20 protein-coding genes and 1 pseudogene are annotated in these 20,046 nt (G+C 60.9%); 9 read left to right on the top strand and 12 right to left on the bottom strand.

Translation table 11 applies throughout. From position 1 onward, the window contains the following. Nucleotides 1–39: 39 nt before the first annotated feature. From ABD112_RS04545 to ABD112_RS04535, 3 genes are all read right to left on the bottom strand, one after another. Complete coding sequence (locus tag ABD112_RS04545) at nt 40–1,491, bottom strand: purine-cytosine permease family protein (RefSeq protein WP_343923575.1); 1,452 nt, start codon at nt 1,489–1,491, stop codon at nt 40–42. Between the two features lie 35 nt (nt 1,492–1,526). After that, nucleotides 1,527–2,501 (bottom strand): agmatinase, encoded by a 975-nt coding sequence (gene speB, locus ABD112_RS04540; RefSeq protein WP_343923573.1) that lies wholly within the window; start codon nt 2,499–2,501, stop codon nt 1,527–1,529. Nucleotides 2,502–2,692: 191 nt separating this feature from the next. After that, nucleotides 2,693–3,430 carry an IclR family transcriptional regulator gene (locus ABD112_RS04535; protein ID WP_343923571.1) on the bottom strand — a complete coding sequence of 246 codons (738 nt, stop codon included), beginning with the start codon at nt 3,428–3,430 and terminating at the stop codon, nt 2,693–2,695. 89 nt (nt 3,431–3,519) lie between these two features. On the opposite strand from ABD112_RS04535, the gene ABD112_RS04530 reads away from it, so the two are divergent. Both ABD112_RS04530 and ABD112_RS04525 read left to right on the top strand, forming a co-directional pair. Continuing rightward, entirely contained in the window at nt 3,520–4,434 is a 915-nt protein-coding gene (locus tag ABD112_RS04530) for a sugar kinase (protein WP_343923569.1), read from the top strand. 29 nt (nt 4,435–4,463) lie between these two features. Further along, entirely contained in the window at nt 4,464–5,081 is a 618-nt protein-coding gene (locus ABD112_RS04525) for a bifunctional 4-hydroxy-2-oxoglutarate aldolase/2-dehydro-3-deoxy-phosphogluconate aldolase (protein ID WP_343923567.1), read from the top strand. Here the strand turns inward: ABD112_RS04525 and ABD112_RS04520 are convergent. The 4 genes from ABD112_RS04520 to ABD112_RS04505 all read right to left on the bottom strand — a co-directional run bounded on the left by ABD112_RS04520 (nt 5,078) and on the right by ABD112_RS04505 (nt 8,793). Then, complete coding sequence (locus ABD112_RS04520) at nt 5,078–5,842, bottom strand: SGNH/GDSL hydrolase family protein (protein ID WP_343923565.1); 765 nt, start codon at nt 5,840–5,842, stop codon at nt 5,078–5,080. The genes ABD112_RS04525 and ABD112_RS04520 overlap by 4 nt on opposite strands. A gap of 7 nt (nt 5,843–5,849) precedes the next feature. Then, complete coding sequence (locus tag ABD112_RS04515; protein WP_343923563.1) at nt 5,850–6,038, bottom strand: hypothetical protein; 189 nt, start codon at nt 6,036–6,038, stop codon at nt 5,850–5,852. 65 nt (nt 6,039–6,103) lie between these two features. Further along, a complete protein-coding gene (locus ABD112_RS04510) occupies nt 6,104–6,748 on the bottom strand; it encodes a peroxiredoxin-like family protein (protein WP_343923561.1) in 645 nt (214 codons plus the stop codon). A gap of 506 nt (nt 6,749–7,254) precedes the next feature. Then, a complete protein-coding gene (locus tag ABD112_RS04505) occupies nt 7,255–8,793 on the bottom strand; it encodes a sugar transferase (protein WP_343923559.1) in 1,539 nt (512 codons plus the stop codon). A 986-nt stretch (nt 8,794–9,779) separates the two neighbouring features. On the opposite strand from ABD112_RS04505, the gene ABD112_RS04500 reads away from it, so the two are divergent. Beyond that, nucleotides 9,780–10,292 carry a hypothetical protein gene (locus tag ABD112_RS04500; RefSeq protein ID WP_343923557.1) on the top strand — a complete coding sequence of 171 codons (513 nt, stop codon included), beginning with the start codon at nt 9,780–9,782 and terminating at the stop codon, nt 10,290–10,292. A 230-nt stretch (nt 10,293–10,522) separates the two neighbouring features. On the opposite strand, the gene ABD112_RS04495 is transcribed toward ABD112_RS04500, so the two are convergent. Continuing rightward, a complete protein-coding gene (locus tag ABD112_RS04495) occupies nt 10,523–10,834 on the bottom strand; it encodes a hypothetical protein (RefSeq protein WP_343923555.1) in 312 nt (103 codons plus the stop codon). Between the two features lie 49 nt (nt 10,835–10,883). Between ABD112_RS04495 and ABD112_RS04490 the strand changes: the two genes are divergently transcribed. Both ABD112_RS04490 and ABD112_RS04485 read left to right on the top strand, forming a co-directional pair. Beyond that, nucleotides 10,884–11,687: a tetratricopeptide repeat protein gene (locus tag ABD112_RS04490; RefSeq protein ID WP_343923823.1), complete on the top strand. Its 804-nt coding sequence runs from the start codon at nt 10,884–10,886 to the stop codon at nt 11,685–11,687. Nucleotides 11,688–12,074: 387 nt separating this feature from the next. Continuing rightward, entirely contained in the window at nt 12,075–12,329 is a 255-nt protein-coding gene (locus ABD112_RS04485) for a hypothetical protein (protein ID WP_343923553.1), read from the top strand. Nucleotides 12,330–12,355: 26 nt separating this feature from the next. On the opposite strand, the gene ABD112_RS04480 is transcribed toward ABD112_RS04485, so the two are convergent. After that, complete coding sequence (locus tag ABD112_RS04480; RefSeq protein WP_343923822.1) at nt 12,356–14,392, bottom strand: heavy metal translocating P-type ATPase; 2,037 nt, start codon at nt 14,390–14,392, stop codon at nt 12,356–12,358. A 136-nt stretch (nt 14,393–14,528) separates the two neighbouring features. Here ABD112_RS04480 and ABD112_RS04475 point away from each other — a divergent pair, with 136 nt between their 5' ends. From ABD112_RS04475 to ABD112_RS04465, 3 genes are all read left to right on the top strand, one after another. Next, complete coding sequence (locus ABD112_RS04475; RefSeq protein ID WP_343923551.1) at nt 14,529–14,831, top strand: DUF2470 domain-containing protein; 303 nt, start codon at nt 14,529–14,531, stop codon at nt 14,829–14,831. Nucleotides 14,832–14,908: 77 nt separating this feature from the next. After that, a complete protein-coding gene (locus tag ABD112_RS04470) occupies nt 14,909–15,316 on the top strand; it encodes a DUF4383 domain-containing protein (protein ID WP_343923550.1) in 408 nt (135 codons plus the stop codon). A 44-nt stretch (nt 15,317–15,360) separates the two neighbouring features. Then, nucleotides 15,361–15,948 carry a hypothetical protein gene (locus ABD112_RS04465; protein ID WP_343923548.1) on the top strand — a complete coding sequence of 196 codons (588 nt, stop codon included), beginning with the start codon at nt 15,361–15,363 and terminating at the stop codon, nt 15,946–15,948. An 18-nt stretch (nt 15,949–15,966) separates the two neighbouring features. Here the strand turns inward: ABD112_RS04465 and ABD112_RS04460 are convergent. Beyond that, nucleotides 15,967–17,482, bottom strand: a pseudogene (locus tag ABD112_RS04460) (MFS transporter). A gap of 107 nt (nt 17,483–17,589) precedes the next feature. Here ABD112_RS04460 and ABD112_RS04455 point away from each other — a divergent pair. Beyond that, a complete protein-coding gene (locus ABD112_RS04455; RefSeq protein ID WP_343923547.1) occupies nt 17,590–18,237 on the top strand; it encodes a biliverdin-producing heme oxygenase in 648 nt (215 codons plus the stop codon). 48 nt (nt 18,238–18,285) lie between these two features. Here ABD112_RS04455 and ABD112_RS04450 read toward each other — a convergent pair whose 3' ends face one another. Both ABD112_RS04450 and ABD112_RS04445 read right to left on the bottom strand, forming a co-directional pair. Beyond that, on the bottom strand, nt 18,286–19,299 hold the full coding sequence (locus ABD112_RS04450; protein ID WP_343923546.1) for a Gfo/Idh/MocA family protein: 1,014 nt from the start codon (nt 19,297–19,299) through the stop codon (nt 18,286–18,288). Beyond that, nucleotides 19,296–19,889, bottom strand: coding sequence for a GNAT family N-acetyltransferase (locus tag ABD112_RS04445; RefSeq protein ID WP_343923544.1), 594 nt, complete (start codon nt 19,887–19,889; stop codon nt 19,296–19,298). The genes ABD112_RS04450 and ABD112_RS04445 overlap by 4 nt, the downstream gene beginning before the upstream one ends. Between the last annotated feature and the right edge of the window lie 157 nt (nt 19,890–20,046).

Here is a 20,046-nt window from a genome sequence, read left to right as displayed (position 1 = left end):
GCTCTCCTACCTATAGGCCAGTACTGATTTGGCCGGTGCCTAGTGGCCGGTGCCCTCGAGCGTACGCTCGCTAGCTTCGCGGGCAGCATCCTCAGCCGTGAGGTCGAGGTTGCGCGAGAAGACGTAGTACAGCACTCCCGATACGAGCAGACCAACCACGAACGACAGGTCAGCCCCACCCAAAGCGGCAGCAACAGGGCCGACATAGAACGAGGTGTAGAAGAACGGAATCATTGCCACGAACCCAATGAGGTACGCAGTTACACCCCGCCACGCCCAGTTGCCGTAGATGCCCTTCGGCGAGAACATTTCGGCGATGGCGTACTTGCCGTGACGTACCAGGTAGAAGTCCACAAGGTTCACCGCGGTCCACGGCACGAGGAAGTAGAGCATCATGATGACGAAGTCAGTGAAGCTGCCCAAGTAGGCGTCCGGAATCAGCAACGCGATCAGCAATGTGAGTAGTCCAACAGCGCTGAGCCCGACGACTCGCAAACGCTGGGTCGGACGAACCCTCTTGAACCCGTCAACAGCACTCGTACCGGTAAGCATCGCTCCATACGCGTTCACGCCCATGATCGACAGCAGAGCAACCGTCGAAACCAGCACGGCGAAGGTACCGAAGCCGGGGAAGAGAGTGTCTCCTACTTCCTTGATGGCGCCGATGGCATCCGCATTCGGGATGTTTGCCGCAAGCAGTGCTCCGAGCGACATCAGCCAGATAGCTGACCCAGCAGCACCCACGTAAACCCACGTGATGAGCTTCGGTGCCGAAACATTCTGCGGCAGGTAGCGCGTGTAGTCGGATACATAAACCGAGTAGCTGATGTTGTAGCCAGCAGCGAGCGAGAACTGCACCAAGAACGCAGTGGTGTTCCACCCGAGCGCGGTCTCATCGGTTGCGATAGCAGCTCCAACACCCGAGTAGTTGACGATTGCCAAAACGGTGATGATGGCGAAGACAGCCACAAGCAGACCGGTAAGCCAGCGTTGAATGAAGTGAAGCAGGTCGTGGCCGACCACCGCGATCACAATCGAGACAATGATCAAGATCGGATACCAGACGAGCTTGCCGCCTGGCAACACCAGCTGCAGCCCCTGTGTCGCGAGGATCACGTCGAATACAAGGAAGCCCACGTAAACGAACACTGTTGCCGTGAATGGCACGATTACGCCACGACGCCCAAACTGAGCGCGCGACTGGATCATCTGCGGGAGCCCCATCCGCGGGCCCTGGTTGGCGTGGAACGCCATGAAGAAGGTACCGAGTCCGGCGCCAAGAACAACGGCGAGGATGCTCCACGCCACATTGAGCCCAAGCACGGGACCGATGAATCCGGTAACCAGGGTGGGCAACACGAAGTTGCCGGCGAACCAGAATGGCCCCTGGTGCCAAACTTTGCCGTGCCTCTCGGCGCGGGGTACATAGTCGATAGAACGAGTCTCCAGAACGGACTCTCGCTTCATCGACGATTCGGGTGCGGTTGACATCGGTGTCCTTTCGATTGTGCGTTGATTTCGGGTATTCACAAAGTTGTGCTCGGAGTCATGGCCGAGATGATTTCGTAGGCCACATGGGATGCCGCCACGGCAGTGATCTGCGCGTGATCGTAGGCGGGGGCGACCTCGACAACGTCTGCCCCCACAATGTTGACGTTGCGCAGAGCGCGCAGCATCGCGAGCAGTTCGCGGCTAGTCATTCCGCCAGCTTCTGGAGTTCCGGTACCGGGCGCGTGGGCCGGGTCGAGCACATCAATGTCGACCGAAACGTAAACCGGACGATCGCCGAGGCGGGCGAGCATCCGTTCGATCGCACTCTGCAGCCCCTCGGTCTCGATCTCGACGCTGGAGATGATCGCAAAGCCGAGTCGTTCGTCGTCACGGAGGTCATCGCGGGAATACAGCGGACCGCGGATGCCCACATGCATGCTCGCGTGCATGTCGATGAGGCCCTCTTCTGAGGCCCGGCGGAAGGGCGTGCCGTGAGTGATCGGAGCACCGAAGTAGGTGTCCCAGGTGTCGAGGTGGGCGTCGAAGTGGAGCACCGCGATGGGACCATGCTTCTCAGCAACTACGCGAAGCAGGGGAAGCGCAATGGTGTGGTCTCCACCGATCGTGACGAGTCGCTTGCCGTCGGCGCTCAGCTCGGTAGCCGCCTGCTGAATCTGGGCCACCGCCTCGCTGAGGTCGAAGGGGTTGGCCGAAATGTCTCCGGCATCCACCACCTGTTGAGTGCTGAACGGAGTGACATCTTGCGCCGGATTGTACGGGCGCAGCAGTCGTGAGGCTTCGCGCACGTGGGCTGGGCCGAATCGCGCTCCGGGGCGGTAGCTGACTCCACTATCAAAGGGGACTCCGACGACGGCAATGTCGGCGCGCGGTACGTCTTCGATGCGAGGCAAGCGGGCAAATGTGGCGATTCCGGCGTAGCGAGGCGCAATGCTCGCGTCGGCGGGGCCAATCGGTTCGGTCTGGTCAGCCTGATCGGTCTGGTCAGTCATGGATGCCGCTTCCCTTCGTTGGGCCGGGTGAGATACTTATGCGAAACATAATGTGCATATTAGGCAACAAAGCGTGTGGTTGATTCTGTCGGTATCCGCTGCGCCTGTCAAGATGGACACGAAATCACCTCCAGCCAAGGAACCCCTTGCGCCCTGTGGACGCTCGTGCCCGCGGCCTGGAGCGGCGCTGGTTAGGCTCCGCCCAACTCCGCGGAGATCTCGCGCGCCACACTCTGCAACAGCGGCAGGTGAGATTTCAAGGAGTTAAGGTCGGCGACCATCCGGATAGCGGTGATCGACAGGGCGCCAACGACACCTGCCGAACTGCGAATCGGCACGGCCACGCAGTTCACGAAGTCTTCGAACTCACCATCATCGACAGCCCAGCCTCGGGCGCTGACCTTCGCCAGCTCGGCATCGAGTTCCTCCCGCGTGGTCAACGTTTTGTCGGTGAACTTTTGCCACACGACACCGTTCAGAACGGCATCCCGATCGTTAGCGGGCAATTCGGCGAGGATCGCTTTGCCGACCCCACTGCAGTATGGCCGAACGGCGCTGCCGATGCGGGAATACATGCGCACTCCACTCGTGTCTTCCACTTTGTCGACGTAGACGATGCTCTGATCAACGACAGCAGCGAGATGGATGGTGTTGCCCACGGTGCGGTGAAGCTGCACAAGCCGGTCGTGGGCGATCTCTTTCAGGTCAAGACTCTCGGCAGCAAGGTGCGACAGGGCCATCAGGTGCAAACCAAGAACATAGTGGCCGTTTTTGCGCTTGCGCAGATACCCGACCTCTTCAAGGGACTGCACCTCGCGAAACATTGTGGAGCGGTGAACCTCGAACTCTTCGGCGAGCTCACTCACGCTGGCCGGGCGACGGGCGATCGAATCGATAATTCGCGCTGCGCGACGAACACTCTGTGACATCCGGGCTCCTCAGTGTTGCTGTTCAGCCGCGTTCGCTGCTCGCTCGCGCCTGTTGCAGTATATGCAACAGTGTTGCACAGAATGCGCACATGGTCGATAGTGGAGACGTGCAGCCCAATAAACAGCCTGAGATCATCGCGATTGGCGAGACGATGGTGCTCATCACGCCCACCGTGGCCGAGCCCCTCGAAACCGCCGAGCTGTTTCGCCTCGAAACCGGGGGCGCAGAATCAAACGTCGCAGTCCACCTGTCTGCCCTTGGCCATAATGCAGCCTGGGTGAGCCACCTCGGCGCGGATGCTTTCGGGCGTCGCGTCGAACGCCAACTGCGTGAGCGGGGAGTCGACACCAGCCTCGTGCAATTCAGCACGGATGCCCCGACCGGCTTCTATTTCAAAGATCCCGGCACCGGCGTGATCTACTATCGCGCCGGATCGGCCGCCTCAGCGATGACCCCCGCTGACCTCAGCGACGTTCCGTTGGAGAGGGCCGCGATCACTCACATCTCGGGGATCACGTCCGCACTCTCGGCCACCTGTGCCGACCTCATCGAGTCCGTGCTCGACCGCGCCGAGCAGAGCGACACCACCCTGAGCTTCGACGTCAACTACCGAGCTGGTTTGTGGCCGATCGAGGAAGCCGCGCCGACCTTGCTCGCAATCGCACAACGCGCCAACATCGTGCTCGTGGGCCTCGATGAGGCGGAAGTGCTCTGGGGCACGACAACGCCAGACGAGGTTCGGGCGTTGCTCGGCAACCCCACGTTCTTAGTCATCAAAGACGGAGATGTCGGCGCCACCGAATTCAACGCGGACGGCCACGTCTTCGTGCCCGCCCACACCGTTGATGTTGTTGAAGCCGTCGGGGCCGGAGATGCCTTCGCCGCCGGCTACCTGAGCGGTTACCTCACCGACCTCACGCCAGAACAACGCCTCAGCCTCGGCCACGATCGCGCGGCCCTCGTCTTGCAGTCCACGACAGACCTCCCCCACCCCACACACTGAACACCTCCCTCCGCTGAAAGGCACTCCCCATGACTCACATCTCTAACGAATCACTCGACCAACTCTTCGACGGCCAGCCCCTCATGGCCATCCTCCGCGGCTTCGGTGCGGAACGAAGCGTCGAGTTGGCTCGCACCGCGTGGGAGCTCGGAATCGACTCCGTCGAAGTACCGATTCAGTCCGAGCGAGACATCGACGCGCTTCGTGCAGTCGTCGCCGCGGGCAAAGACCTGGGCAAGTCCGTCGGTGCCGGAACCATCGTGTCGCTCGAAACCGTTCGCCAAGCAGCGGATGCCGGTGCCGCGTTCACCGTGAGCCCCGGCTTCGATCTCGACGTGGTTCGTGCCTCGTTCGATGCAGGCATGCCGCCGCTTCCCGGTGTCGCCACGGCATCCGAAGTTCAGGCTGCTTCCAGCGCCGGGCTCACCTGGGTGAAAGCCTTCCCGGCATCCATTTTGGGAACGGGCTGGTTCGGCGCAATGGCTGGACCGTTCCCGAGCATGCGTTTCGTGGCAACCGGAGGAATGGATGCCTCCAACGCTGGCGACTACCTCAAGGCTGGCGCCAAGGTTGTTGCGGTCGGTTCGGCACTCGCCGATGAGACCCAGTTGCCGCGCCTCGCTGAGGTTATTGCGGGACGAGGCTAGCGCCTCTCAACCACCACAGGCTGCAGGGTTGCACTCTTCGGTTCGCGGTTGTCGCCCGAGGAACGGCCTGTGAGACGGCGGCCGATCCACGGGAGCACGTATTCGCGCCAGTAGGCCGCGGTGCGGGGGCGGGCGTCATCCGCTGGCCCCTCATCGGCGGCAAAGTCGGGCACGGGAATCTCGAGCGCCGACAGCACATTGCTGGCAACCCGGGCATGACCGCGCGTGTTCAGGTGCAGTTTGTCGACCGACCAGTACCGCAGCTTTGCGAGCTCTTGATCGGCCCAGTTGTTCACAAACGTCACGTTGTCTTTCGACGCCCGAGACATCACTTCTTGCGCCAAACGATCACCGCGGGTGGATATGAGCGCACCGAACGGCAAGTGCTTGCTCGGGTTGCCACCACTCAGCAAGAGAACGTGGATGCCGCTGGCCGTCGCCGTATCCACTGCGGCAAGCAGTTGGTCGGTGATCGATTCCAGCGAAACTTTGGGGCGCATTATGTCGTTTCCGCCACCGTTGATGCTCATCAGCTCAGGTCGGAGGGCAACAGCCGCCTGCAGCTGCTCCCCAGCGATGGGAGCGAGCAGTCGTCCGCGGATCGCGAGGTTCGCATAGGAGACGGGCGCGGGCGAAGCAAGCGCAAGACCTAACGCAACCTGATCTGCCCAACCGCGCACGCGGCCATCCGGCAGTTCATCTCCGACACCTTCAGTGAAACTGTCACCGATAGCGACATAGCTGGCGAACTGGTGAGACATGCAGTTTCTACTTTCCGAATGGGGAATCGGGGCGGCGCCAAATGACAACTAGCGCGGTAGCAATCGGGCCAAAAAGGAGGCCTAAGAGAAACCAGGTCAAGCGGCCACGACGCTTCATCTCGGCCAGTCCTGCGGTCACAATCGCGAGCGAAAACCATCCCCAGACGGCCACGAGAAAAACTTGGGTGTCAATCATTGCCCCAGCCTACGCCCGCGAAGCGACCCCACAGCGAAGCGGGCGGCGATCGTTCCGACCGTGGGCTAAAGCCCCTTCACGACCTCAATAACATCGGCGGGTTCCGCGCGCAGCTTGTAGTCAGCATTGACGAACGCGAAGGCAATCGTGCCGTCTTGCTTGATCACATAGGTCGCGGGAAGCGGCAGTTGCCATCCGGTGGCACCGTTCGACTTCATGAGGTCGTAGCCCGACTTCTCGTAGAAAGCCTTGGTGCGGTCATCCACCGGGTGAAGCAGGCCGAAACCGTTGATAGCGGTCAGCTCACCATCGGAAAGCACGGGGAATTCGAGGTTGTGCTTCTCTTCGGTCGAGAGTGATTCGTCGGGGGTTTGCGGCGAGATCGCGATCAGCGCCGCACCGGCGTCACGGAACTCAGGCAGCTTCTCTTGCAATGCCTTGAGTTCGAGGTTGCAGTACGGGCACCAAGCTCCGCGGTAGAAGGCGATCACGACAGGGCCAGCCTTAAGTAGCTCAGACAGACGCACCTGGTTTCCCGCAGCATCTGGCAGCTCAAAATCGGGGGCCGTGTCGCCCACCTTCAACGCATTGTTGATGATGCCGGCCGCTTCTACTACGCGCACCGAGTTGCTGAGAGTGTCGCTGTCTTCGGCAGACTTGGTAGCTGCTGACGAATCCGCGCGGTCTTTGAGTTGCTGGGTAAGAGTCATATCGCTCCTGATCGTTGTGGGCTCGCGGCGGTGAAACGGCTCGATCGGCAGCAGAAACTGCCAGCGCGCGTTCACTGGAGCGAACCCGTGACCACGTCACACTATTCCGCCAAGCTAAGCGTCTGATGATAGTTCCAGCGACGGTCAAGGCCTGAGCCCGAGCGAGCGACCGTTAACCAGCTGGAGAGGTTAGCCCGCCGCTGACGGCACAGTCCGCTTCGCAAAGCTGGGGGGACTTAGCGTCCGACACCAGTGAGCGTGGATCGCAGGGCACCGCGGCGCCCCGAGACGGCCGCCGGTTCCAGTACGACCCTTCTGCTCAGCGTGGCATCGTTCACGTACACAAAAGTTCCACCTTTCGTGGCACACATCAGCGACGGGTGTTTGCCCTCACATGCCTCCCGACGGCAACTGTGAGGGCGCCTGGGGGTTATTGGCGACCCGCAGGTGGTAGTTGTCTGGACCGTTCATTGCTTTGGCACGAACGCCGGTCGGTGAGCGTTTCATCAGTACGCCCCCACCGGGTGGATGAGCACTTTGAAGGTGCGCCACATGATTACGAGGTCTCCGACGACTGACCAGTTCTCGACGTAGTAGAGGTCAAGTCGCATGCTGTCTTCCCAGTTCAGGTCGGAGCGACCGTTGATCTGCCACATGCCGGTGAGCCCCGGCTTGATGTACATGCGGCGGTTCACCTTTCCTTTATAAGCACGCACTTCGTTGGGCAGCGGTGGGCGGGGGCCCACGAGACTCATTTCGCCTTTCAGTACATTCCAGATCTGGGGCAGCTCATCGAGTGAGTACTTTCGGATGAAGCGACCGATGGCTGTCACTCTCGGATCGTTCTTCATCTTGAAGAGCACACCGGAGCCTTCATTTTTGTCCGTGAGTTCGGCAAGCTTCTCTGATGCGTCTGTCACCATCGAACGGAACTTGAACATCCGGAACGTTTCGAGGTTGCGCCCCACCCGAACCTGGCTGAAGAAAGCTCCTCCGGGGCTATCCCAACGGATCAGCATTATTAAGAGGAGAAACAGTGGCGAAAGGATGACGAGCGCGAGCGCCGAGACCACAATGTCGAGGCCGCGTTTGACGACGTGTTTTCCTCCCTCAAACTGCGGAATTTCGACGTGTATAAGAGGAAGGCCTTCGACTGGTCGAAAGTGGATGCGCGGCCCGGCGACATTGGCGAGACGTGAGGCCAAGATCAGCTCCGCCGCTGTGCCCTCCAACTGCCAAGCGAGGTTGCGGATGAAGTCGTTGCCGCATCCGTGGTCGCCGGCAACAATCACAGCGTCAGCGCCCAGCTCGGCGGCTGTCTCGGCAACCCGCTCCGGCCCAAATCCGTATCTGGCAGAGGAGTCGGATTTCGGCGAATGCTCAGAGTCTGGTTCAGCCAGCACACCAACGACCGCAAATGCCGCACTCAGGTTGCCTTTGATTCGTGAAATGACATAGTCGACTTCGCTACGGGTTCCGACGACAACCGCACGAGATAGTGCGCGACCAAGTCTGCGCTGCGTGTTGAGCCAGCGTCGCCACAACCACCGACTCGCCAGGAGAACGATGACGCCGCTCGCCATTACTAGCACTGCAGCCTTTCCGGGGAAGCCTGCTTCGACGATCAGCAGGGTGATCGACAGCAGCCCGAAAACGGTCATGCTCGCGGTAATGAGACTTTTGTACTCGTTGGGCCCGGCACCGATGACGCGACGATCGCGGGTGTGGAAAATCTGGAGCAGCGCGAGCCACATCAGTGCCATGCCGGCGAGCCCGAGCCACATCAATGGATTCACTCCCGCCAGAAACTGGGGAATGCGGGTCAGTTCAGCGCGCGTGATCAGCGCGGCAATCATCGTGATGGCGATAATCGCGGCATCGGTCAGCAGCAGCTTGGTTTGGTAAGTGCGCGCCCAGACCAAACCGGATTCTGGATGGCGCGTGCTCGACGGTTGCGGGTGGAAGTCGGCGGCTTCGACTAACCGAAGGTGACCGCGCTCTCGATCGGTTTGGGGCAGAGGAGGGAACTTTCGCAGTTCACTCATCGCTCGACTCTCGAGAGCAAAACGTTCGCACTGAGGCGGTAGAACTCAGTGCACGATGGGTTGTTTGGGCATTCAGGGGAGGGCGAAAAAGCACATGCATCGGGAATCACGACATTTCGGGTGTCGGTCTTAGGGTCGCGCTAATTGGGGGCGCACGACGGGGGCGAGCGCAGGGGGCGGCGCGCTGGTAAGCACGCACTGGCGGGGCGGGTGATGTTACTTGCTCTGTTTGTTTCTGACCCCCAATGAGGGGGTAGTGAGTGAAGTTACTCGCGTTGCGCTAGCGAGGCATACCCCCCGTTCGAGGGACATGCGGCGTGTCGTGTTGACGATGAGGGCAGTTTTTGCGTGAGAGTCATCTGCGTGGCGTGCCTCAGCGGATGCCCAGCATGCGAGCGGCGAAGCCGCTTTGCGCCACAACAGTAAGACGGCAAAAGACACAGCGTCGAACCCTATTGATGCCCCATTGTCGCCCGCAATCGCAGGCATCGGGCGGTGTCATCGCATCCCTATACGGCGACGACTTTCCCTGCGTCGCCCCCTCCGGTAGCGAACCCGACGAGCGGCTTCGCAAGCCTCTCAGCCGAGCACTCCCCGACTCCGGATGCACCCTACGGCCCACGCTCAACAATTTTGAGATCCAGTGACTATCCGTGCAAGTGGTCTACCGATTGGGTTTCAACTTCCGAAGATAGCTCGGGGATCAGGACAGCTCCACCCAAACCGAGGGACATCAGCCCACGAAACATGAAAATCTCTAGAGGTTGGTGTCGCGCAACCGATAGCTTCAATTACACCTGTGCGGCTCAGGATTGCAGCCCACGCCGCACCCGACGCTGTTTCTTGAGAAAGCACACCGATGAGCGACTACTGGGCGTTACTACCGATCGTGATGGGTGTTGCGTTGGTCAATGGGGCGGTGAGGCTCTCATGACTTTGGTGCTGGTGCGGCAGTCGACGTGGTGCGCGAAAGACGTGGTGCTCTGATGGATGCGGCTCTTCCGATTGTCATCGACGAGGAGGGTAACCTCATGGTTTACCCGACCGTTGAAATGGCGTGCCTGGAGATGGAAGCGATCGATGTCGTCGACGGCGTCTACGAAGCATTCGACGGGCACGGGCGACGGCTGAAGTTAGTTGCGCACGGCGAATTTGTTTCGATTGCGGTGCCGCCCGACGCGCATCCGGAGCCTGCTGAGCTTGAACGGCGACTGCGGAAATACATCGATCCCGAGTTGGCCGCGGACTTGGGGATCGAGAACGTGGATGATGCGTCGCTGCCGGCGCTGGTACATGCCTTGTTTAGCTATCAACGCGGGGAGACTGCACGGTCGGGCTACGGCACCTGGAACCAGCCGGACCGTGCCACACGAGTGGGTTGGGAACGGCATGCTGGCCGGTTGGTGTTTCGCATATCGGCGAGATGGCTACCTATCCACCGGCACCGCGGTTACGGGCGCATCGAATTGCTGTCGAACGGCCCGAGGATAGAAAAGTGACCCGAAATAACGCGCTCCCCATCGCCACAAAGGTTGCGGAGCGGCTTGCTGCGCGCGCACCCCCTGCCGCCGGAACCCACCTCAAGCGCCCTCCAGCCGTTGCCGCGAGCTGCTCGCAAGGATCTAGGATTGGCCGCTCGTGGAAAGAACTAACTCGCGGCCGGGCGATGCCGCGGCTTGGGCACATTGCTGGGCCGCGGCAATCGCGCGCTCTTCGAAAGACTTGCGAGTCAGATGAGTAGGCGCGCAACACCGCCCCTCGACGGATCCGGATGATAACCATGGCCTTGATCGACGAGAACGGTGTTCGATGGGAGTTCGACACCTCTCTCGGCTATGGATATCGCCGCCAAGTGCACGAGTTCGTACAGCGCCCAGCGGTGACTCGAGTACTCCTCGACCGCTACCGAGATGTACGTGACATCTCTGCAAAACCCGCGACCATCGACCGCGTCGTTCGCGAGGCTGAGGGCGACCTCGCTAAAGTCATCGATACCTACCACGCTGGGGTCTATCGACGGGGCGGACGAGATTGCTGTCATCTACGTCGATCATTAAAGGCGACCACATGCGGTCAAGGATTGGAGAGTGATGTACGAGTCATTGTCTGATTCCGAGTTGACCGACCTTGGTTGCGATGCGGCGGATCGTGGAGACCACGACACTGCGATCCTAATTTTCACGGCCGCTATCGAGCGCGGTGAGGAGTGGGCGGGCATCAACCTGGGGAACAGTTTGATGACACTCGCCGACGTGCCGCGAGCAGTGTCCGCGTTTGAGCATGCTTGGCGAGTCGGCAAGGATCCCGATGCTGGCTTCAACCTTGCGTGGGCTCTCGACGAGAGCGAACGTGTCGAGGAATCGCGCGAGGTGCTCCAAACGCTCTGCGATCAGGGTTACCGGATCGCCATGGAGCGGGAGGCGTGGAACTTGAGAGTGGATGATGGGCAACTCGCGGCATCCGAGGCCCTCATGTTGAGAGCGGCAGAGGATAACGGACCTGACGGTAACCGTGCGGCCGGGATCGCCGGATTCTGGATGTGGGAAGATCGCAAGGATCACGGTGCCGAACTGTTGCTTTTACGCGGGATTGGGCACTATGAGGAAGCTCGCACCGCGCTCGCTGAACTCTTTCAGGCGACCGCAAGAGAATGCGAGGCCGAGAGGCTGCTTCAGGCCGGCTATGCGTTGCTGGAGATCGTCAGCATGATCCCGTATGCCGATCTCCTCGAAGAACGCGGAGAGTTCGCACGGGCTGAAGAAGTGTTGCGTCGGGGCTCCGAACTCGGTGATTCGCACAGCTCCTGGAAACGGCGGCTCACTGCGGGCACGCCGTGGCCGTGGAAATGCTCTCGGAGAACAACGCATGAGCGAGCGATTCCCGGAAAGGTTTAGTCAATGTCGGATGTGAGCTCAGTTGCTCTCGACTAGTTCGAATGTCCGCCCCGTGGTGACTATGCGATGAAGGGCTCTCTACTTAAGCGCCCTCTCTGGGTGGGGTTAGCGTGGACGGGCCCCCTAGCTGGCGTCATAATCGCGGGACTATTCATCATTGCGTGGTCGGCGCCCCCTATGCTCCTGACCGTGATCGAGAATCCGGCGACCGCGAGCGGTCGGCTTCGGGCTTGTCGGGGTGGTGTGGTTCACAGAATGGAACCCGATTGCCGTTTGTGTCCCAGTTGCGGTCATCGCCGCACTCGGGCACGGAACACTCACCGCAATCAAGGGGCGCGGTGAGGCACAACCACGATCCGCATCACCCCCAGCACGAGGAGCAGCTGCATGAATGACTTCCCCTGGGGAGGCATCCCGATAGTCCTACTCCTGATCGCCGTCGGCGTTACCCTTGTGATCGCACGACGGTCGGCCTTTGAGGCCTTCCTGCTTCTGGTCGAGGACTGGCTGCCCGGCTACAACCCACACTCGAACCTTTCACCGTCGCCGCTCTACGTTGGGGCTTTGGGGGTCGTACTGATCGTCACTGGAATCGTCCATGCCGTCTCCCTTTCACTCACAGCGATTGAGGTTTTCGGATGATGCGCGGCGCTGCCGCCACCGCCGGCCTAGTCCTTGCGAATAACCGCTTCGGGCCGCAGGTCGAGCCGACGCAGCAGCTGTGCGTTCGCAGCAACGACCACGGTCGAAGCTGACATCAGCAGGGCACCAACCGAGATGGGCAGCACGAAGCCGATGGGCGCGAGTACACCTGCGGCGAGGGGCACCGAGATGAGGTTGTAGCCGGCAGCCCACCACAGGTTTTGGCGCATCTTGCCGTAGCTGCGTCGCGAAAGTTCGAACACTGCGAGCACTGAGCGGGGGTCGTCACTTGCCAGCACGACACCGGCCGAAGCAATTGCTACGTCAGTTCCAGCGCCGATCGCGATTCCGACATCCGCCTGGGCAAGTGCCGGTGCGTCGTTTACGCCGTCACCCACCATCGCGACGATGCCGCCCGCCTTTTGCAGTTCGGCGACCTTGCTTGCTTTGTCTTCTGGATGCACGCCCGAGAACACCCGGTCAATGCCGAGTTCTGCGGCCACCGACTGAGCAACAGCATCGGCATCGCCCGTGATCATCACGACGGTGACGCCCCGATCGTGGAGTGCATCAACAGCTTGGCGGGAGTCTTCGCGCACTTCATCCGCAAGACCGATCGCACCAATCACGTGCCCGTCAGAGAGCACATGCAGAATGATTGCGCCCTCATCTGCCCACGTCGTGGTCATTTCGACCGCACTCTGATCGTGCTGGCGAAGCATGCTCGGCCCACCAACGCTGATCGTGGAACCGTCGACAGTAGCTTCGACACCCACTCCGCTCGACGAGCTGAATTGTGAGGCGGTCGCCCGGTCGAGCTCACGATCTTTCGCTGCCGTCACGATTGCCTTGGCCAGCGGATGTTCGCTGTCGTACTCGGCTGCAGCTGCAAGCCGAATCACTTGATCTTCGCTCGCATCCCCGACAGCCACGACGTGAGTGACAGCTGGCTCGCCCTTGGTGAGGGTTCCGGTCTTGTCGAAGAGCACGGTGTCGACCTTGCGCATGGTTTCGAGCGCGAGGCGATCTTTTACGAGCACGCCGGCACGGGCCGCACGCTCTGTGGAAATCGAGACGACAAGCGGGATCGCGAGACCCAATGCGTGAGGGCAGGCGATCACGAGCACGGTGATGGTGCGCACGATCGCGTCGTCGGGGTTGCCGACGAGCGTCCACGCGACTGCGGTGATCGCTGCGGCGCCGAGTGCGAACCAGAACAGCCAGCCAGCGGCGGTGTCCGCGATTCGTTGGGCGGGAGACGAAGAGTTTTGGGCGGTTTCGACGAGCCTGGTAATGCCGGCGAGCGCCGTGTCATCCCCAATCGCGGTCACCTTCAGGCGGATCGAGTTGTCGGTGGCGACGGTTCCCGCAACCACACGGTCACCCTCAGCACGGGCAACCGGCTGAGATTCTCCGGTGATCATCGACTCGTCTAGCTCAGCCCGGCCCTCCGTGATCTCACCATCGGCGGGCACTCGACCGCCGGGGCGCACCATCACGACATCACCAACAACCAGGTCGGAGGGGTGCACGGTGACGAAACTGTCACCCTCAACTTTTTCGGCCTCATCGGGCAACAGCGCCGCAAGCGAGTCGAGAGCGCTAGAGGTTTGAGCGAGCGAACGCATTTCGACCCAGTGGCCGAGCAACATCACCACGAGGAGCAGGGCGAGCTCCCACCAGAAGTCGAGTTCGTGAGCAATGAGACCAAGAGTGGATGCCCATGATGCGAAAAATGCAACGGTGATGGCTAGGGAGATGAGCAGCATCATCCCGGGTTTGCGAGCCTTCAACTCAGAGAGGCCGCCAGTGAGGAAGGGCTTGCCGCCCCAGAAGAACATGACGGTGCCGAGCACTGGCGAGATCCACTGCACGAAGGCGACGTCGGGCAGTGTGTAGCCGATGATCTGGGAAAACATCATGCTGAAACCGGCGACCGGCAGTGCCATCACGAGCATGATCCAGAACAGCCGACGGAACTGGGCTACGTGGTCGCCGTGGCCTGAGTGTTCATCGTGGGCGTCGTGTTTCTCGCTCGGTTGGTGCTTCTCGCCCGGCTGCATGTCGTGCTTACCGCGCTGCCCGTGCGAGTTCTGTGCCTGTGTCTCGTGCTCAGTCATACCATCCATGCGTGTCACGTTATACCCCCTAGGGGTATATTTCAACTCAGAATCGTCTACTCCCAGCTAGCGTAGGGTCGTGACTACTTTCAGCGCAGAAATCGTGTCCGCCGTACTCGCCCACATGAACAGCGACCACAACGATGACAATCTGCTCATCGTGCGAGCGTTTGCGGAGTCCTCCGCGATTTCCGCCGCCATGGTCACTCTCGATGACACCGAGGGCACCTGGCAGTATTCCGACGTCGACGGCATTGAGCACCACGTAACCGTGCCTTGGAGCACCACCATCACTGAGCGCGCAGAGATCCGGCACGAAATCGTGCGCCTCTACGAGCGTGCGTGCGAAAAGTTGGGTACAGAACCGCGCCCGAACAATTGATTCCAAACCATTTTGTCGAGGGATACGAATAAGAGTCAACCGCGCGAACACCGGGTTTGCGCAGAGGAGGCACTGTAATGACTAAATCACCTAACCGCCTGCTGGGAACAGTTTTCGGCGCGGTCTACGTTCTCGTCGGGCTGCTCGGCTTCACCGTCACCAATGGCGTCGGTTTCTTCGCCACTGAGGGTGGACTGCTGCTCGGCTTGTTCGAAGTGAACATCTTCCACAACGTGGCCCACATCCTCATCGGTGCCGCACTGCTATTGGCTGGCCTCTCCAACGTGAAGGCAGCTCGCGCTGTGAACTCCACAATCGGGTTCGCCTACCTTGCGCTCGGTTTCGCAGGGCTTCTGCTCGTAGGTTCGGCCCTCAACATCTTGGCCTTGAACGCTGCTGACAACGTGCTGCACTTTGCCAGCGCCGTCGTCTTGCTTGCTGTTGGCCTCGGTGCCGACAAGCGTGCAGCTAGCGTCAACGCCTAACTCGCACACACAGCACCAGTTCACGCCCCGAGAGGAGAACCGTCATGTCCACAATTACCCGAACCTGGATCGCTTTTGCCGCAGTAGGCACCGGCCTGATCCATATTGCACTCGTGATCGGTTCCCCTCTCGCGCTGGGCATCCCGCTAGCCATTCTCGGCGTCATCGAATTTGGCTGGGGTATCCTCGCCTTCACCCGCGACGAACTGCCATTTGCCCGCGCCGCGATGGTTGTAGCAGTCGCGCCGCTCGTCGCTTGGGGGCTGCTGGTTGCCGCGGCATCCACTCTTCAGACCCCCGCGCTTGCCGCCGCCTTGGATGTCGTGCCTTGGGGCATTGCCGCCATCTTCCAACTTTTTGTGGCCGGCTCCCTAGCGCGGCACGCCCGTCGCAAGCGTGAAGGTAAACGCACCACTGCATCCGCACCCGGCGCCGCACGCTACCTCACCGCCCTGATGTTGGGCGCTCTAGCGGTTTCTGCCCTCACCACCCCCGCTCTTGCCGCCACCGAGGCTGGCATCTATGCGCAGCCCCATGGCGAGCACGACAGCTCGATTACTCCGCAACGGGATGCCCCCGCCGGCGAAGATACCGAAGACCTGTTCAACATCCCCAGTCACGAAGGTCACTAGGCTGCACGGGCAGTGCGCTTAGCTCCGCACTGAGCGCAGGGTCACCAACGTGATCGTGATTGCCACGGCCATAAGAGCAACGGCGACCCAAGACGTTGCCACAACTCCCGAGTCGAAGGCGTGACGGGCCGAACTCAACAGTTGCTCGCCGAGACCTTCCGGCAGTGTGGAGGCTACCTCCACGGCACCACCGAGGGTCTCTCGTGCTGCCGTCGCATCCACTGCCGTGAGTCCGTCTGGAATCACGATCGACGACCGGTAGGAGGCAGTGAGGATGCTGCCCAGCACCGCTGTTCCCAGCACCGCGCCCAGCTCGTAGGCGGTCTCGGAAACGCCGGAGGCCGCCCCCGCCTTATCTGAAGGAACGCTGGAGATGATGAGGTCGTTTGACAAGGTCTCGGCTGAACCGATCCCCGCACCAAGAACACAAAAAGCCACAATGTAGCTCAGTACAGTAGCGTCGCTCCCGATCAGCGCGATCGAACCGTAGGCGAGAAGCGACAGGAGCAGCCCGCCGGCCATGAGGAAGCCTGGTCGAACGTATCGAACGAGCGGCACCACGCCGAGTCCCGCGAGGATGATCACAATAATGCCGGGGGTGAGCGCGACAGCCGCATCGAACGGGCTGAGCCCCACCACAAGCTGCAAGTGCTGGGTGAGGAAGAACAGAAGCCCGAGGAGTGAGAAGACGCTGACAAGGTTCACGAGCACCGCACCACTGAACGACGGCACCCGGAACAGTTTCATGTCGAGCATCGGATTCGTCTGCGCAAGGAGTCGACGCACGAAGAATATGCCCGAGAACACCGCGACTACGAGCAGTGCGACAGGCAGTACGCCAATACCCTCCGTAGCGAGGACCTTAATGGCGTAAACAGCCGGCCCCAACGTGAGGATCGACAGAGCGATACTGCCGAGGTCGAACGGGCCGGGAGCAGGGTCCTTCGATTCCGCGATCAACAGTGGAGCGAAAATGAGCAGCGGCAACAAGAACGGCACGGCGACTAGGAATACCGATCCCCACCAAAAATGCTCGAGCAGCACTCCCCCGACAAGCGGCCCGATAGCGGAACCGGCCGAGAATCCCGCGGCCCAAATAGCGATCGCAAGTCGACGCTGCCGACGATCGACGAAGAGCGACCTCAAGAGCGACAGGGTCGACGGCATGAGCATCGCACCAAAGACTCCAAGGAACACCCGCGCGATGATGAGCGAAGCAGCATCGGGGGCGAAGGCCGCGATGCGCGGAGACGATCCCGAAGCCCGAGGCGCCAATCAGCAGCATGCGGCGGCGGCCGAACCGATCGCCGAGATTTCCCATCCCGACAAGCAGAGCGGCGAGCACCAACGGGTAAACGTCAACGATCCAGAGTTGTGCAACCGCACTGGGGCGCAGGTCTCGAGCAATACTGGGCAGGGCAAAACTCAACACCGTGTTGTCGATCGAGACCAGAAGGGTGGGCAGCATCAGCACCACAAGTGCGAACCATTGCTTAGTCGTCGCCAGGACACGGGGCTGTTCAGTCGCAGTCACTCGCTCACGATACAGTCCCGGCGAACACTAACCTTTTGGACGATGCGGAGCCACTCGTCATCCCGCTAGAGTGAGGGTCACCTAACTAACCTCGCTAGGAGACCTCAGTGGCTGTTATTCCTTTCTCGCAGGCCCTTCGCGAGCGCACGTGGTCAAGCCACGGCGACAGCGAAGGTGCCGATTTCATGAAAGATCTCATGACGGGCAAGGGCAGCCACGATGACTACATTGCACTGGTAGCTCAGCACTACTTCATCTACGAAGCTATCGAGGCTGCGGCTGACCACTTTGCGGCCGACCCGGTTGCCGCGCCGTTCATCACATCGCAACTGACTCGACTGCCCGCCATTGAAGCCGACCTAAAATTTCTGATTGGTGCCGACTGGCGCGATCAGATCACTCCCCTGCCGACCGCTGCCGCCTATGCGGCCCGCGTGCGTGACATTGCTGCCCAAGACTGGGCTGGCGGGTTCATCGCCCACCACTACACCCGCTACCTCGGCGACCTTTCGGGCGGGCAAGTCATCCGCACCATCATGCAGCGCCAGTTCGGATTCGAAACCAACGGTGTCGGCTTCTACCTGTTTGATGAGATCGCGAAGCCCAAAGAATTCAAGAACACCTACCGCGAACAGCTCGACGCTGTGCAGTGGGATGATGCCGAACGTGAGCGCGTAATCGACGAAGTTCTCGCCGCCTACAAGTTCAACACCGACCTGTTCGTCGACCTTTCGCGCGCTAAAGCTGCCGCGTAGCCGGCGGGGCCGCGCTAGGCCGCCGAACCGAACCGAGCTGCCCCCGAGCTAGCCCGCTTCTACCTGAGCGCGCAGCGAGTCGAGCGTTTCTAGGATCGCAACCGACACATCGAGTGGATGCTCGGGAGCCTCGGTTCGCCCACCTGCAATGTGTTGGGCAATCGCCGTCGCCTGAAACGCGAGCCCTTCGCGGCCGCGAAGCCCAGTGCCATCCGTAAACTCGGTGCGCTCATCGTCGCGCACAAACGCAAACCCGTTTGGCGCATAGAACGGAGTGCGCACCTCGACGCGAGCACGCGTGCCGCTGATGCGGGCCTCCGTGGGGGTGTCAGCAAGCATCGTCGTGTGCAACACGGCTTGGGCACCGGCGGCATGGCCGAGGATCATCGCCGCCTGGCCATCAACACCGGTGTCGAGCATCCGCCCCGTCGCCACCGCCGAGGTGGGTGCTCCGAGCACGAAGCGAGAGAACCACACGGGGTAGATTCCGATATCGCGCAGCGAACCTCCGGCCATGGCCGGGTCGAAAACCGGCTGCCCGTTCGGCGCACCAAAGTTGGCACCAAAATCGGCGGTGACCATCTTCACATCACCGAGCTCGCCGTCGGCAAGTAGCTGGGAAATCATCGTGGTCTGCGGCAAGAAGCGGGTCCACATGGCCTCCATCGCGAACACGCCTGCAGCTCGGGCGGCATCAACGATCAGCTGAGCATCGGCGGCATCAATGCCGAGCGGCTTCTCGATGAGAACGTGCTTACCTGCCGCAATCGAAAGCAGGGCCAGCGGTCGGTGAAAAATGTTAGGCGCCGCAATATAAACAATGTCCACCTCGGGGTCTGCCACCAACTGCTCATAGCTGCCATAACTACGCTTGACGCCGTTCTTCTGCGCAAACTTGGCGGCACGCTCAGCCGAGCGCGATGCCACAGCAACTACTCGCTGGTCAGTGTTCGCGTGCATCGCGGCCACCCAGTCAGTGGCAATTCCACCTGGAGCGAGTACGCCCCAGCGCAGGGTCGGCCCGCCCCGGAGCGGTGCTGCAGTTGGCTCAGGCAAGATCACGACAGTTCCATTCCCATGTAGATCGAATCGGTTCCGCGAGCAAGCTCCACAAAGCCAAGGTGGCGGTAGAACGCGATCGCGTTGTGGTTGTCTTCGCCAACATCTAAGTGGATGCCGTGCGCACCGCGAGCGCGAAGCGCCACAAAAAGAGTCTCCAGCATCACTCGCCCCAACCCCTTGCCTTGGGCACGTGGTAGCAGGTCGATGTGAAGGTGTGCCGGATAGTTCGCGACCACGGCGTCGGGCACGGCGACCGGCGTGTGCAGGTGGGAGATCAGTTCATCATCGAGACCCGATCCGCTGGTCGGCGGGTACTGTGCGCGCAATGCTGGCCACCACTCACGCTCTTGCCACGCCTCGAATTCGCGCGTGCTGGCTGTCCCGAGCACATAGCCAGCGACTCCGAACTCATCTGCGATGACGAACGCGAACTCCGGTTGCCCCACGAGATAGGAGCCAACATAAATGTGGCCGAGGAGGTCGGGATTCTCGTAGAGAGCGCTCCCGTCTGTTCCGGCATCCGCAGTCTGTAAGCAAACTCGGTAGGTGCCCGGGAGATCCTGAAGGCCTGCTGAACGGATATGGCTCATGGCTTCACCATATAACGTGCGTCAAGTGGTCTAAATGGCATATCACGCCTTGGACACAGAGTGGTCTATACGGGGTACAAGGAACTGGTGACCAACGAGCATCAACCCTGAACTTGCGGGGATGTTTCGGGCAGGTAACATCAACGTGCAGCCCTAA

It is taken from the genome of Rhodoglobus aureus, assembly GCF_039527955.1.
Taxonomy (GTDB): domain Bacteria; phylum Actinomycetota; class Actinomycetes; order Actinomycetales; family Microbacteriaceae; genus Rhodoglobus; species Rhodoglobus aureus.
Note: the sequence above shows the minus strand (reverse complement) of the source record. Positions and strands in the feature narration are given on the sequence as shown.

What these genes read in the sequence shown, in the direction of transcription:
- ABD112_RS04545 (WP_343923575.1), bottom strand. Translation starts at nt 1,491, where the DNA reads ATGTCAACCGCACCCGAATCGTCGATGAAGCGAGAGTCCGTTCTGGAG.
- speB (WP_343923573.1), bottom strand. Translation starts at nt 2,501, where the DNA reads ATGACTGACCAGACCGATCAGGCTGACCAGACCGAACCGATTGGCCCC.
- ABD112_RS04535 (WP_343923571.1), bottom strand. Translation starts at nt 3,430, where the DNA reads ATGTCACAGAGTGTTCGTCGCGCAGCGCGAATTATCGATTCGATCGCC.
- ABD112_RS04530 (WP_343923569.1), top strand. Translation starts at nt 3,520, where the DNA reads ATGGTCGATAGTGGAGACGTGCAGCCCAATAAACAGCCTGAGATCATC.
- ABD112_RS04525 (WP_343923567.1), top strand. Translation starts at nt 4,464, where the DNA reads ATGACTCACATCTCTAACGAATCACTCGACCAACTCTTCGACGGCCAG.
- ABD112_RS04520 (WP_343923565.1), bottom strand. Translation starts at nt 5,842, where the DNA reads ATGTCTCACCAGTTCGCCAGCTATGTCGCTATCGGTGACAGTTTCACT.
- ABD112_RS04515 (WP_343923563.1), bottom strand. Translation starts at nt 6,038, where the DNA reads ATGATTGACACCCAAGTTTTTCTCGTGGCCGTCTGGGGATGGTTTTCG.
- ABD112_RS04510 (WP_343923561.1), bottom strand. Translation starts at nt 6,748, where the DNA reads ATGACTCTTACCCAGCAACTCAAAGACCGCGCGGATTCGTCAGCAGCT.
- ABD112_RS04505 (WP_343923559.1), bottom strand. Translation starts at nt 8,793, where the DNA reads ATGAGTGAACTGCGAAAGTTCCCTCCTCTGCCCCAAACCGATCGAGAG.
- ABD112_RS04500 (WP_343923557.1), top strand. Translation starts at nt 9,780, where the DNA reads ATGGATGCGGCTCTTCCGATTGTCATCGACGAGGAGGGTAACCTCATG.
- ABD112_RS04495 (WP_343923555.1), bottom strand. Translation starts at nt 10,834, where the DNA reads ATGACAGCAATCTCGTCCGCCCCGTCGATAGACCCCAGCGTGGTAGGT.
- ABD112_RS04490 (WP_343923823.1), top strand. Translation starts at nt 10,884, where the DNA reads ATGTACGAGTCATTGTCTGATTCCGAGTTGACCGACCTTGGTTGCGAT.
- ABD112_RS04485 (WP_343923553.1), top strand. Translation starts at nt 12,075, where the DNA reads ATGAATGACTTCCCCTGGGGAGGCATCCCGATAGTCCTACTCCTGATC.
- ABD112_RS04480 (WP_343923822.1), bottom strand. Translation starts at nt 14,392, where the DNA reads ATGCAGCCGGGCGAGAAGCACCAACCGAGCGAGAAACACGACGCCCAC.
- ABD112_RS04470 (WP_343923550.1), top strand. Translation starts at nt 14,909, where the DNA reads ATGACTAAATCACCTAACCGCCTGCTGGGAACAGTTTTCGGCGCGGTC.
- ABD112_RS04465 (WP_343923548.1), top strand. Translation starts at nt 15,361, where the DNA reads ATGTCCACAATTACCCGAACCTGGATCGCTTTTGCCGCAGTAGGCACC.
- ABD112_RS04445 (WP_343923544.1), bottom strand. Translation starts at nt 19,889, where the DNA reads ATGAGCCATATCCGTTCAGCAGGCCTTCAGGATCTCCCGGGCACCTAC.